The 13,164-nt window shown below is 42.0% G+C and carries 17 protein-coding genes; 15 read left to right on the forward strand and 2 right to left on the reverse strand.

Features of this window, described 5'->3' with window-relative positions; genetic code table 11:
* The first annotated feature begins 65 nt into the window (after positions 1-65).
* A complete protein-coding gene (gene murB, locus CSV77_RS12135) occupies positions 66-986 on the forward strand; it encodes a UDP-N-acetylmuramate dehydrogenase (protein WP_099673632.1) in 921 nt (306 codons plus the stop codon).
* A gap of 259 nt (positions 987-1,245) precedes the next feature.
* Here murB and CSV77_RS12140 read toward each other — a convergent pair whose 3' ends face one another.
* Positions 1,246-1,920 carry an adenine nucleotide alpha hydrolase family protein gene (locus tag CSV77_RS12140; RefSeq protein ID WP_099673633.1) on the reverse strand — a complete coding sequence of 225 codons (675 nt, stop codon included), beginning with the start codon at positions 1,918-1,920 and terminating at the stop codon, positions 1,246-1,248.
* 295 nt (positions 1,921-2,215) lie between these two features.
* Between CSV77_RS12140 and CSV77_RS12145 the strand changes: the two genes are divergently transcribed.
* The 9 genes from CSV77_RS12145 to CSV77_RS12185 all read left to right on the forward strand — a co-directional run bounded on the left by CSV77_RS12145 (position 2,216) and on the right by CSV77_RS12185 (position 9,568).
* Positions 2,216-4,630 carry a Na+/H+ antiporter subunit A gene (locus tag CSV77_RS12145; RefSeq protein ID WP_199203745.1) on the forward strand — a complete coding sequence of 805 codons (2,415 nt, stop codon included), beginning with the start codon at positions 2,216-2,218 and terminating at the stop codon, positions 4,628-4,630.
* Positions 4,617-5,042, forward strand: coding sequence for a Na(+)/H(+) antiporter subunit B (locus CSV77_RS12150; protein WP_099673634.1), 426 nt, complete (start codon positions 4,617-4,619; stop codon positions 5,040-5,042). The genes CSV77_RS12145 and CSV77_RS12150 overlap by 14 nt, the downstream gene beginning before the upstream one ends.
* Positions 5,042-5,368, forward strand: a complete 327-nt coding sequence (locus tag CSV77_RS12155; RefSeq protein ID WP_099632448.1) for a Na(+)/H(+) antiporter subunit C — start codon at positions 5,042-5,044, stop codon at positions 5,366-5,368. Before CSV77_RS12150 ends, CSV77_RS12155 begins: the two co-directional genes overlap by 1 nt.
* A complete protein-coding gene (locus tag CSV77_RS12160) occupies positions 5,361-6,845 on the forward strand; it encodes a Na+/H+ antiporter subunit D (protein ID WP_099673635.1) in 1,485 nt (494 codons plus the stop codon). Before CSV77_RS12155 ends, CSV77_RS12160 begins: the two co-directional genes overlap by 8 nt.
* A 15-nt stretch (positions 6,846-6,860) precedes the next feature.
* A complete protein-coding gene (locus CSV77_RS12165; RefSeq protein ID WP_099673636.1) occupies positions 6,861-7,343 on the forward strand; it encodes a Na+/H+ antiporter subunit E in 483 nt (160 codons plus the stop codon).
* Entirely contained in the window at positions 7,340-7,624 is a 285-nt protein-coding gene (locus CSV77_RS12170) for a Na(+)/H(+) antiporter subunit F1 (RefSeq protein WP_099632451.1), read from the forward strand. Before CSV77_RS12165 ends, CSV77_RS12170 begins: the two co-directional genes overlap by 4 nt.
* Complete coding sequence (locus CSV77_RS12175) at positions 7,602-7,976, forward strand: Na+/H+ antiporter subunit G (protein ID WP_099673637.1); 375 nt, start codon at positions 7,602-7,604, stop codon at positions 7,974-7,976. Before CSV77_RS12170 ends, CSV77_RS12175 begins: the two co-directional genes overlap by 23 nt.
* Before the next feature lie 91 nt (positions 7,977-8,067).
* On the forward strand, positions 8,068-8,430 hold the full coding sequence (locus CSV77_RS12180; RefSeq protein ID WP_099673638.1) for an ArsR/SmtB family transcription factor: 363 nt from the start codon (positions 8,068-8,070) through the stop codon (positions 8,428-8,430).
* Between the two features lie 40 nt (positions 8,431-8,470).
* Positions 8,471-9,568, forward strand: a complete 1,098-nt coding sequence (locus CSV77_RS12185) for a GNAT family N-acetyltransferase (RefSeq protein ID WP_099673639.1) — start codon at positions 8,471-8,473, stop codon at positions 9,566-9,568.
* Positions 9,569-9,599: 31 nt separating this feature from the next.
* On the opposite strand, the gene CSV77_RS16790 is transcribed toward CSV77_RS12185, so the two are convergent.
* Entirely contained in the window at positions 9,600-9,755 is a 156-nt protein-coding gene (locus tag CSV77_RS16790) for a lmo0937 family membrane protein (RefSeq protein WP_143560718.1), read from the reverse strand.
* A gap of 119 nt (positions 9,756-9,874) precedes the next feature.
* On the opposite strand from CSV77_RS16790, the gene mntR reads away from it, so the two are divergent.
* The 5 genes from mntR to CSV77_RS12210 all read left to right on the forward strand — a co-directional run bounded on the left by mntR (position 9,875) and on the right by CSV77_RS12210 (position 13,063).
* A complete protein-coding gene (gene mntR / locus CSV77_RS12190) occupies positions 9,875-10,282 on the forward strand; it encodes a transcriptional regulator MntR (protein ID WP_099673640.1) in 408 nt (135 codons plus the stop codon).
* Positions 10,283-10,297: 15 nt separating this feature from the next.
* The gene (locus CSV77_RS12195) at positions 10,298-11,149 is read left to right on the forward strand and encodes a CvfB family protein (protein ID WP_099673641.1); all 852 of its coding nucleotides are present in this window, start codon (positions 10,298-10,300) and stop codon (positions 11,147-11,149) included.
* Between the two features lie 66 nt (positions 11,150-11,215).
* Positions 11,216-12,103: a DUF1002 domain-containing protein gene (locus tag CSV77_RS12200; protein WP_099673642.1), complete on the forward strand. Its 888-nt coding sequence runs from the start codon at positions 11,216-11,218 to the stop codon at positions 12,101-12,103.
* Between the two features lie 55 nt (positions 12,104-12,158).
* A complete protein-coding gene (locus CSV77_RS12205; protein ID WP_099673643.1) occupies positions 12,159-12,476 on the forward strand; it encodes a GNAT family N-acetyltransferase in 318 nt (105 codons plus the stop codon).
* A gap of 113 nt (positions 12,477-12,589) precedes the next feature.
* Positions 12,590-13,063, forward strand: coding sequence for a DUF4064 domain-containing protein (locus CSV77_RS12210; RefSeq protein WP_099673644.1), 474 nt, complete (start codon positions 12,590-12,592; stop codon positions 13,061-13,063).
* The last annotated feature ends 101 nt before the right edge of the window (positions 13,064-13,164 follow it).

A 13,164-nucleotide genomic window follows, 5' to 3' on the forward strand; every position in this document is an offset into this window, starting at 1 on the left:
CTAATAGGTGGATAAGATTGTTTCCGTAAAACTGGAGACACGTATACTGAAAGGACTTGATGTAGATGTCAAAACATCGATGGTTTGAAGATCTTCAAAAGAACATACAAAACGGTTGGTTATTACTTGATGAGCCATTAAACAAATATACGAAAACACGTCTGGGTGGTAAAGCGGATGTCGTCGCGGCGCCTGGCACAATAGAAGAAGTGCAAGCGATTGTTAGCTATGCGTATCAGCATGAAATTCCTATTTTGTTGCTCGGGAACGGTTCAAATATGGTCGTTCGTGACGGCGGCGTTCGTGGAATTGTAATGTATATGGCGAACCTAAATCATATCGAGATTGATGGGAATAGAATGATTGCGGAAGCTGGAGCAAATATTATCGATGCGTCTAAAGAAGCAACGATAGCTTGTTTAACGGGTCTAGAGTTTGCTTGCGGAATACCGGGTTCAATTGGTGGTGCAATGGCAATGAACGCAGGAGCGTACGGTGGAGAAATCAAAGATATTATTTATCAAGCGACTGTAATGGATGACACAGGGAAAATTTTCAAGCTTTCAAAAGAGGAGTTGGAACTAGGGTATCGTAAGAGCATCATTACTACAGAAGGCTATTATGTCCTATCCGCAGAGTTCTGGCTCACTAAAGGTGAACAGTGTGAAATCGATGCGGCAGTTGCCGACTTAACGTTCCAACGTGAATCAAAACAACCGCTTGAATATCCGTCAGCAGGAAGTGTGTTCAAGCGTCCTCCAGGTTACTTTGCTGGAAAGTTGATCCAAGATAGCGGCTTACAAGGTAAAGGCTTTGGTGGAGCAGAAGTGTCTACTAAACACGCGGGATTCATCGTCAATAAAAGTGATGCCACAGCGGCAGATTACATCCAGACGATTGAGATGGTCAAAGCGGAAGTGAAAAAGAACTTCGGGATTGATCTGGAGATGGAAGTGAAGATCGTAGGGGAAGAACTTTCTGAATAATAGAAGTGACAGGGGCTGTCCACGAAGTCATTACGACCTCTCGGGACAGTTCTTTTCTGACGTGAAAAGTTGGGGGAATAGCCGGCTGAGTGATGAGGTAGGTATGGATGCTTCAGCGGGTACGTTTTCCTAGAGGGCCTTCTAGCCGGAAAGCGTCCCATCGTACTTACCACTTAACTCTCATTAAATAAATTCTTAGATCTTAACCTTAAATCTATGCAAAAAAGAGGGGCCTCGTTTCTAGCCACCTCTCGTGATATTAATTTTGTATCTTGCACTGGATCTTGCTTGAGTCGAGCACTTGGTCATCTTCAATCTGTACTTGGCATATCTTACTATTTTGCATGAACTTAAAAACCCCGTTGTTAAAATCGGTCCCAATCTCCTTAAAGAAGATTCCCTCATACTGCGCATGCTTCGAAAGCGTGAAGTTGATACGGAAGCCTTCGCCATCGGAAATCAAATACGCACGTACGCCTTTTTCAAACGATCCTTCTATCTCACTCTTTATCGCACGATCAACCGACACGACATGGAAATCAACAAATGGAATTTCTCTCAACAAGACGTTCATGAAAGAGCCTTTTGTGATTTCCTCCCAGCGACTTTGCGCGGTCTGTCCAATAATGATTTGTGTAATGCCGTATTGGTGAGCCACTTCTTTGATAACTTTTGCAGCTGGAAGCTTCTCATCGTCGCGGATAATGAATGCTTCGACATCCAACTCTTCCGCTAGTTCTTTCCAACGGTCTATATACTCCGATTTCTCTACATCAAAATCATCGAGTGGTGCAGGGTCGACCGTCAGGATATAGAGCGGACAGTCCATGATTGTTGCAATTTTATATCCTCTATTAATGAGACGTTCACCATTTGGACCGTAATACACACAAACGAGAATTCCCTCGTCCATACGGCTTTTCATTTTGCCCATAATGACTCATCACCTCTTCAAATTCAATAAATTAATGATAACCGGTTCACACTTTAGGGGAATGCTTTCCGCTGCAATTTCGCCAGAGAACCTCATCCTATATAGGATTACGAACGTTGCTTACCTGTATACTGACCGCGCTTTTTATGCGGTTTTCACTAAAGTAGTGTATACTTTCGAGTAGGGAATGTACACTTTGCTTAGAGTCCCATTATGCATAACGTACAGTGTTCAGTCAAGAGTCTCTGAGTATTCTATTGACACTACTAATCGATTAATTCTGGGAGGTGTTGGATTGATAACCGTCTTACTGGCAATATTCATTCCATTTATCGCAGCTTGTTTGGTTCCATTTATACATAAATTTTTGACCGGTAGTCGAATCGGTTGGTTTGTCATCACCATTCCAATGTTCTTGTTTGCCTTACTGATTCGTCTTGTTCCTTCGCTTTCTGAAGGAGCTTCTTATTTATACACGTTGCCTTGGATTCCTTCTGCAGATGTCTATTTTTCCACACATTTAGATGGACTAAGTATAATTTTCGCTTTATTGATTACAGGAATTGGTAGTCTGGTTGTATTGTATTCCATTTACTATCTTTCTGAACGGGAAGCGATTGGTCGTTTTTATACATATTTACTGTTGTTCATGGGAGCTATGCTAGGTGTCGTGTTATCCGATAATCTAATCGTCCTGTATGTGTTTTGGGAATTGACGAGCATTTCATCCTTCTTACTAATTGCTTTTTGGTATCACCGAAAGCAGTCAAGATACGGAGCAAAGAAATCGATGCTGATTACCGTCACTGGCGGTATTTTCATGTTAGTCGGATTTTTAATGCTATACACCATTACAGGAACGTTCAATTTACAAGAGTTAATCGCTATGCGAGAAGTGATTGCGGCAGATTCATTGTTCATACCTGCTATGTTGCTTGTGTTAATTGGCGCATTTACGAAGTCTGCACAGTTTCCATTCCATATCTGGCTACCTGACGCAATGGAAGCCCCTACGCCTGTTAGTGCCTACCTACACTCCGCTACGATGGTTAAAGCGGGTATTTATTTAGTAGCGCGATTTACCCCGGTCTTCGCAGGTGATACGACGTGGTTTTATGTCGTATCTTGTGTAGGTTTATTGACGATGTTATGGGGGTCTGTCAACGCGGTGAAGCAAACGGATTTGAAAGCGTTGCTCGCGTTCTCAACAGTGAGTCAACTGGGGATGATCATGAGTTTGCTTGGTATCGGCTCATTGGCATTCGCTTCCTCTGAAAGCACGCACATCGCGTTATTCACCGCTGCTACATTCGCTGCATTATTTCATTTGATTAATCATTCCACCTTTAAAGGCTCTTTATTTATGGTCGTCGGAATTTTAGATCACGAGCTAGGAACACGTAATATTCAACGACTTGGTGGCTTGGCAACGATCATGCCCATTACATTTACCATTGCGCTGATTGGCAGTTTTTCCATGGCAGGACTACCACCATTCAACGGCTTCCTAAGTAAGGAATTATTCTTTGAAGCGATGCTGTCATTAAAAGAAGCGAATCTATTATCAGTGGATTCGTTGGTGTTATTGTTCCCAATCATTGCATGGGTCGGCAGTATATTCACGTTCATTTATTGTATGATCATTGTATTTCAGACGTTTTTCGGCAAAGTACATGCACCGGTTCCTGGACATAGACCTGCTCATGAAGCACCGATTCAGATGTTGATTTCACCTATGGTACTTGGCAGTCTGGTCGTACTTATTTTCATCTTCCCGAATCTACTCGGTACGTATATTTTAGGGCCAGCAATGAATGCGGTATATCCGCAATTTGTGGGGTTGCCTGGCCTAGTACCAAAAATACACGTGTGGCATGGTTTTGGGATGCCAATCTTCATGACGATCGGTGTAATTATCGTAGGAATTTTATTGTATGGTTTCTTGCGTTACTGGAAAGGGATTTACAGTTTAGGCTTTTTACAATGGACGCTTGATCGCTCATATAATTCATTATTACAACGAATTGAACGAGTGGCTTCTGTGGTGACGAAAACGTATATGACTGGGTCGGTGCGAGATTACGTTGCGTATATCATGCTGTTTTTCATTGCCCTTGTCGGTATAGGTTTGCTAGGTTTCCAGCAATTCATTTTCGACTTTTCGAATGATGCTGTGATTGAAATTAATGAAAGCATCATTATTTTCGTTATGATGTGTTCAAGTGTAGCGATTTTATTTGCTAAATCTAGGATTACTGCCATTATTCTTAACGGAGTGCTCGGCTATTCTATCGCCATTCTATTTGTTGTATTCCGCGCTCCGGATCTGGCGTTGACACAAATCATTGTCGAGACGGTTACAACCGTACTGTTCTTATTGTGCTTCTATTATTTACCGGAATGGAAAAACGAGCATAAGTCGATTTCTATGCGAGTACGTAATGGATTGATCGCGGTGGCTTCCGGCGTTGCTGTTACTGTTATCGCTTTGCTCGTGCAAGGCCATTCCTTGTATCCGTCTATATCCATCTATTATGAAACAGCATCACGGCTTGCAGGTGGGTTGAATGTAGTGAATACGATACTTGGTGACTTCCGTGCATTTGATACAATGCTTGAAGTATTGGTATTATTTATTGCAGGCCTCGGTGTCTTTTCATTAGTCAAGTTGCGTCGCAAGAAGGGAGTGGATCACCCTGAAGAAAAATGATGTGATCTTGCAGACGGTGACGAAGATCGTATTCTTCATCATCTTAACGTTTGGCGTGGAGCTTTTTTTATCAGGACATAATAATCCAGGCGGTGGCTTCATTGGCGGACTGGTGCTCTCTTCTGCGTTTGTATTATTGTATTTAGTGTATGACATAGAAACAGTTCACCGAGGAACGCCTTTTGATTTTAAGCGAGTGGCGGCATTTGGTGTGTTGCTTGCGGTAGGTACAGGAATGCTGTCGTTGTTGTTTGGTGAGTCTTTCCTGTCACAGACCACATGGCTTGTGGACTTACCGGTTTTTGGTGAGACAGAACTTGGAACGATGACGATTTTCGAAGCAGGAGTCGCACTGACTGTCCTCGGTGTTGTCGTGACGATTATTTTGGGAATCAGTGAGGATGTGGAGTAATGGAGACATTAATTACCCTTCTGGTAGGTGTGCTAGTGGCAGTAGGCGTTTATTTACTTTTATCAAAAGAAATGTTGCGAATTATTTTGGGAACAGCAATTCTGTCGCATGCCATTCATTTATTATTATTGACGATGGGCGGTTTAAAAAAGGGCGAGGTTCCTTTGCTAACAGAGACGGCAGCGGAATATACCGATGCATTGCCGCAAGCGTTGATTCTGACAGCGATTGTTATCAGTTTCGCGGTGACAGCATTTTTACTCGTATTATCGTACCGTGTGTATCAAGAGTCTGGACTTGGATTGCGAGGGCAAGAAGATGAATAATATATTGGTATTGCCTATGATCTTGCCTGTTTTGGTAGGTGTGATGTTAGTATTCCTACGTCCTTATATTCGTGTTCAACGTGTACTAAGTGTACTGACGATGATAGCTTCTGCTGCTGTGGCAGCCTATTGTCTCCAACATATTCACCTGAACGGCATCATGCGTTTGGATTTTGGAGATTGGTTACCACCACATGGAATTTTGTTTGTGGGCGATTCCTTCGCGATGTTATTAGTATTGGTTGCGTGCGTCGTTTCCAGTATCATTTTGCTGTATGCATTCGCTACGACAGGGATTGAGACAGAAGTGATGTTTTTCTATCCATTCTTCCTATTTTTAGTGGCAGGAGTCAATGGCTCATTTCTGACTGGCGATTTATTTAATCTATTTGTTTGTTTTGAAGTCATGTTACTAGCTTCCTATGTGCTGCTGACTCTTGGAGGACGTAAAACACAGTTAAAAGAAGGTATTACGTATGTATTGATCAATGTGCTGGCTTCTTGGTTCTTCTTGTTGGGCATCGCATATGTATACGGTGTACTAGGTACGTTAAACATGGCACATATCGCTGTACGCGTAGCAGAAACGGGACAAGGACCTCTCTTGACGCTGATCGCAATTATTTTCTTGATCGTCTTTAGCTTAAAAGCGGGCTTGCTACTTTATTTCTGGCTACCTGGTTCGTATTCCGCCCCTCCTATTGCGGTCGCGGCACTGTTTGGCGCATTACTGACGAAGGTCGGTATTTATGCGTTGTACCGCATGTTCACATTAATATTTATACATGATCCAGTTATCTATAAAATCATTGGCGTGCTAGCCGGTGTCACAATGATCGCGGGTTGTCTCGGAGCGATTGCCTATTCTGATATACGTCAGATCGTCTCCTATAACGTCATCATTTCCGTTGGTTTTGTGTTGACAGGTCTCGCGGTTGCTACGAATACTGCATTTCAAGGCGCGAGCTATTATTTGATTCATGACATGGTGAGTAAAGCGTTGCTATTTTTATTGGCGGGGACTGTCGTGTATTTGACAGGGCGTTCGAAGTTCAATGAAATCAGCGGCTTAATTCGAAATTATCCGCTAGTCGGTTGGTTATTTTTCTTAACGATGCTTGCGATTTCTGGAATCCCGCCATTCAGCGGATTTATTGGAAAAGTATACATAGGGTTAGGTGTAATTGAAACGGGCTCTTACGTGTTGCTAGCAGTGTCGTTTTTATCGAGTATCGGAGTATTGTATTCACTTCTTCGTATTTTCCTCAATAGTTTTTGGGGAGAAACCATAATTAGTGAGGATGATCAGAAGCCTTTTCAAAAGACGATTGGTTTGCCGCTTGTATTACTTGCAACACTCGTAGTTGGATTAGGTATAGGTGCAGAACTGCTGTCGCCTTATATTCAGGACGCAGCCAATGCATTAGCGGATCCACAACAGTATATACGCGCTGTGATGAGTAACGATTTAGAGTAGGGAGGGGGAGACGACATGCCGTTACAGCTTCTGCTGAATTTATTCATCGCATTTTTATGGATGACGCTGATGGATGAGGACGAACTGAGATTCACGACATTTTTCATGGGGTTTCTAGTCGGACTTGGCATTATCTTTGTCATGAGCCGCTTTTTCGATACGCATTTCTATTTACGTAGAGTATATGCTGCGTGCAAGCTGTTGTTAATCTTTATAAGTGAACTAACGCAGTCCAGTATAGTAGTCATCTCCCAAATCGTGAGACCTACACTGCGTATTAAACCAGGTATCTTTAAATACAAGACGATTTTGACGAGTGATGTGGAAGTGACCATGCTGTCTATGCTTCTCACCTTAACACCGGGCTCGGTCGTGATGGAGGTATCTTCTGAGGGAAATGAGTTATATATTCATGCAATGGACGTGGAAGAGTCGCGGGATGGATTAATTAAGCAACTGAAGAACTTCGAGAAAGCGATTATGGAGGTGACACGATGATAGCAGGTATGCTGACAATATCGGTCATACTATTCGCGCTGACTATTTTGGTGGCAGTCATCCGAATTATCTTAGGTCCTTCCCTACCGGATCGTGTGGTAGCACTCGATGTAATCGGTGTGAATTTAATTGCTACAATTGCCGTCGTGTCGGTGATTTTAAATACAAAAGCATTTTTGGAAGCGATCTTGATCCTTGGAATTCTTTCCTTTATCGGAACGATCGCATTTTCAAAATTTATTGAGAGGGGGAAAATAGTTGAACGGGAGCGAGATCGGTGAATTTCTAGGGGCTTTGTTGATTTTGACAGGGGCTGTTGCCAGTATGTTGAGTGTCTTTGGGTTGATCCGCTTACCGGATGTCTATACTCGGTCACACGCGGCAACGAAAAGTTCGACGTTGGCAGTGTTATTGACATTGTCCGGCTCATTCGTTTATTTTCTCTTCTCCGAAAACTTTATTAGCGTACGATTGCTTCTTGGGATCGGCTTTGTATTTTTAACAGCACCGGTAGCGGGGCATGTAATTATCCGTGCTGCTTATCGATCGAAAGTTAAGTTGGCGGATATTTCCACAGAAGATGAATTATATGAAAAAATCCATGGACAAAACACAGAAGATACAAAGCAATAGTTGATTCAAATGAACAGGAGAGTCAATTGATTTTTTACTGTCCTATCGATATAATTACCGTAATCTATAGTCGACTGAATGGGGTGAAAAAGTGGTAAATCAAGATGCTTGTGAAGTAACCGTTGTGCACGAAGAGGTAGTTCGTAAAATTCGAAAAGAGCTTCCTGATGTAACGGAGATGGTACAAATCTTTAAAGCACTAGCTGATGAAACACGTTTGCGGATTGCTTATTCACTGACATTGGAATCAGAAATGTGCGTCTGTGATGTAGCGGCAGTGATTAAATCTTCATCCGCTACCGCTTCTCATCATTTACGTTATTTACGGGATCATTCAATGGCTAAATCGGAAAGACGTGGAAAAATGGTATACTACTCTTTGGCAGACGAGCATGTTGCGGACTTAGTGAAAATTGCATACGAACATGCAATTGAAGCCCAGCAAACGATATAATATCATGTGAGCCGCCTGTAGTCATGATGGGGGAATTTTAATGCGCTTACAAGAATGGACGATAGAAGAACAAGATTTGCTTATTCAGTTTATGACGACAAACTCATGGCCCTACCATGATAGTAGTCAGCCAGGTCGCGAGTTGCTTGAAAAGTCGATTGAAGAAGGCGGCTATGCATCTGATGACGTAAAGACATTCTGGATTGAGAATAATGAAAACGAAAAAGTGGGAATCGTAAAAGTCTATGACTTACAAGAGGATGTTCCATTATTCGACTTGCGGATTGCTGATCATTTTAGAGGATATGGTTATGGTTCGCGAGCGCTGAAAAAACTCACGCAATACGTGTTCGAATTACCGGAGCATAAAATTCGTATAGAAGGACATACACGCCATGATAATGCGGCTATGCGTAAAGCGTTTGAGCGGGCCGGTTTTGTAAAGGAAGCACATTTGCGCCAAGCATGGTTCCTTCCGAAAGAGAATACGTATTATGATGCGGTAACATATGGAATGACGAGAGAAGATTATGAAGCTGGAACAACAACGCCTGTGCGTTGGGAAGACCGAGAACGTGATGTTAAGAGCATACCCGGTTTTAAAGAACAGCTACAATCTGAACGGCTACATATTCGAGCGCCTGAATTAAACGACGTGATGGATGTTTGGGGCGCGGTATCACATTCAATGCCTACGTTACGTAAGTGGACTGGATGGGCGCAGAAGGATATGACGATTGAAACGACAGAGGAATATGTACGCCAATCAGTTTCTGAATTCATCAGTAGAAAATCTTTGAACTTTCATCTGTTTTTAAAAGAAACGGGTGAATTCATTGGTTGCGCTGGTTTCCATCGTATCGATTGGAGCATTCGTAAATTTGAAGTAGAGTATTGGCTGGATACAAAGTTTGAAGGTGAAGGCTATATGACAGAAGCGATCAAAGAGCTCGTGGAGTTTGCATTTACAGATTTATCGGCTGTGCGGATTGAATTGGTTTGTGATGAGAACCATAGTAAAGGTCGTGCAGTAGCAAAACGAACGAATTTTGAACTGGAAGGGATTTTACGCAAAAATGCCCCTTCTGCGAATGGGCAAGGCCTACGCAACACATGTGTGTATGCGATAGTTACCTGATCACAGAAGGAGCACTTTAAGCTGGTTTTCACTATATCGAACGTCTTCCAGTTATTAATTGAATGACAAAGATAATGCCAGCAATTACTAAAAGTGTGTGGATTAAGCCACCGCCAATATTTGCTACTAAACCAATTACCCATAATGCTATTAGAACTACGATAATAAGCCATAATAAACGACCCATGGTGAATCAACTCCTTTTCATTGTTATTTGCTATGTAAGTATATTACCCACCCTTTCAAATCTTAAACTTTTAAGATTTGAAAGGGTGGATGTTGAGAGTCAAATGAGGAGGCGATAGTTTGGCTACACCGAGTATGGAAGACTATATAGAACAAATTTATTTACAATTGGAAACAAGAGGTGAAGCGCGTGTGTCCGACGTGGCAGAAGCGCTTTCGGTCCTCCCTTCGTCTGTAACCAAAATGGCCCAGCGGCTGGATCGTGAAGGCTATGTACACTATGAGCGCTATCGGGGGTTGGCATTGACAGACCGCGGTTTGCGCTTTGGTAAAAAACTTGTGCATCGCCATGAATTACTGGAACAATTCCTGCGTATCATAGGTGTGGAAGAAGAAAATATCTATGGAGACGTAGAAGGGATTGAACATCACTTAAGTTGGAATGCGATGGATCGTATTACTGACCTAGTAGAGACACTTGAGTCTGATCCTGAGTTTATAAAAAAATTAAAAAGTAAAGCACTCTAGAGAGGATTGTCCTATATGACATTATTACAGCCAGGTACACTTGCAACGCTCAAAATACTTCGCAAAGAAGGATCACGCTTTGTATTGGACGCTGCCGGAGAAGAAATCTATATGAATGAGTCCGAAGCACCGGATGCACGAGAGCAATCGACAATAGAAGTTTTTCTTTATATCAACAGAAGAGGCGAACTAACAGGTACTGCGCAAATTCCGTCCGTTACAGTTCATTCATTCGGATGGGCAAAAGTTATTCGTTTGGACAGAAATGAAGGGGCCTACGTAGATATTGGTGCATCTTTTGAAGTGCTAATCAATCGAGCGGACTTTCCACAAATCAAAGAACTATGGCCACAGCCAGGTGATGAATTATATATGACGCTACGTTCAGATCCAGGCGGCAACTTGTTCGGACGTCTAGTGACCGAAGAAAGAATCCAGGAGCACTATACAATAGCGGAAGCAGATATGTACAATCAGAATGTCAAAGCAAGAGCATACCGCTTGCTGCCAATCGGTACGTTCCTATTGACGGAAGACATTCAACGTATTTTCGTTCACGAAACAGAGCGTAAAGCTGAGCCGAGATTAGGTGAAGAAGTAGATGTTCGGATTATTGAAGTCCATGAAGACGGCACAATGAACGGCTCATTATTACCAAGGAAGCAAGACCGTTTACAAACAGATGGCGAACAAATTTTAGCGTATTTGCACCAGTCGGGCGGTAAAATGCCATTTACCGATAAATCTACTCCTGAAGAAATCGATGAGATGTTCCAGATGAGTAAGGGTGCCTTCAAACGTGCACTTGGCACGTTGATGAGAGAACGAAGAATTACACAACAAGACGGTTGGACAACACTTATATAATCATAGACGCAACTTTCTTATAAGCCTCAACGTATCTATACATATAGAACAAGGAGGAATGACTGTATGAAAAAAAGATTAGCCTCTCTATTGACTTTCATGATGATGGTCGCAATCATAGCACCGGCTGTGGTATCAGCAGATAAAGTCATCAATGAAAAACTGGGAGTTCCGATTGTAGTATATGGTTCAAATTTATCGGATAGTGAAAAAGCGAGTGTTAAAGAAAGTTTAACAGTCGCTAATGAAGCTGAAGTAGAAGAATTATCAGTGGACGGCAATGATTTAATCAAGTATATTCCTGGCGGTGACCGAAATGCCCGAATGTATTCTTCTGCCAAGATCACTAGACAAGAAGAAGGCGAAGGCCTTGTCATCAATATTGTGACGCCAGACAATATTACGCAGGTAACGGCAGACATGTATGCAACGGCTATGACGACAGCAGGTATTGAAGACGCCATAGTAGAAGTCGCGGCTCCCAAAAAGGTAACGGGTCATTCGGCTCTTGTTGGAATTTACAAGGCATACGAAGTGTCAGGTGAGGTTCTCGATACTGAACGTACAGACGTAGCAAATGATGAATTGAGTCTAGCAACGAAGCTTTCAGAAAAAGCAGGCGTTAATCAAGATGAAGTAGCTAAATTGCTAACGGAAATAAAAAAACAGATCTCGGAACAAAAGCCGGCAACGAAGGAAGACGTAGAACAAATCGTCCATGATCAATTGCAGAAATTTAATATAGAGTTGAACGAAGCAGATCGTCAATTGTTAATTGACTTAATGGATCGGATTTCTAAACTTGATATCGATTTCTCGAAGCTTAACGAACAACTCTCTGACATGACATCAAAAATTAAAGATAAATTAGGCAATATCGATCCGAGCTTCTGGGAAAAAGTAAAAGAATTTTTTAGAAATATGGCTGAATCACTTAAATCTTTGTTTAGTTAAGATGTCATTGTGGTACGTTATAGGGTAGAAGTATACCTACAAAGGAGAGATACGAATGAGTGAAAATAAAGACATGGAACAGCGTGAAGGATTAGATTTTGAGCTCGCGGAGTTAGGCGGAACGAAGTACGCGTATCAGTATAAAGTAGCTGGTGATGTAAAAGCGGAAATCGAATGGACTGAAGAAAATGGGATCATGACGATGACACATACGTATACAGACGATTCACTACGCGGTCAAGGTGTCGCCAAAAAATTGCTTGACCAAGCAGCCGATAATGCACGTGAAAAAGGATTGAAGATGAAAGCGGTTTGTTCGTATGTCGTGAATGCGTTCGACCGAAGTGATGAATACAACGACGTAAAAGCATAAGTGGTTTTACTGAATGGCTACGCGTTAAAAGTTCCCCATCACTTTATGAAACTTTTCTCATTTTTGTACGTATAGTTAATAGAGAAAAAACTAGCAGAAGAGGATGAAGTGGAATGATTAATCGTACGGCAGAGCGCGTACTCGGTATCATATCGGCTGTTTTATTGACACTGAGCGTTTTAGGTGCTGCGTTAGTAGCATTCATTTGGAATATGGCAAGCACGGATCCAACATTCATGGATGAATTCCGTAAAGGCATTGTGAGTGAAGGAGTATTAAACACTGAAGAAGTGGATATGTTCATGTCGTTTATGGGCTCTTTTTCTACTATCATATGGGTTTTGGTAGTGGTAGCATTTATAGGTTTAGTATTGAATATTATTGGTCTAGTAAAAGTTTGGAACAATAAGAATCCAAAAACGGCTGGTATATTATTCATTGTTGCAGGCCTGTTAGGTGGATTCCTATCCTTGCCATCCATCCTACTCTACATCGCGGCCATTCTTTGTTTCACAAAGAAACCCCCAATGGCTCCCGAACCTTCATCTGATGAATACGTCTCAACACAATCTAACTGGATGAACTAAATACTAACTGACATTAAAAGACCCTTTTCTTTAAGAAAAGGGTCTTAAGTATACGGTCTAGTAGTTACTCTGTAATTAAAGAAAACATGCTAGTTTATCTT

Source organism: Sporosarcina sp. P16b, assembly GCF_002743065.1.
Lineage (GTDB): Bacteria > Bacillota > Bacilli > Bacillales_A > Planococcaceae > Sporosarcina.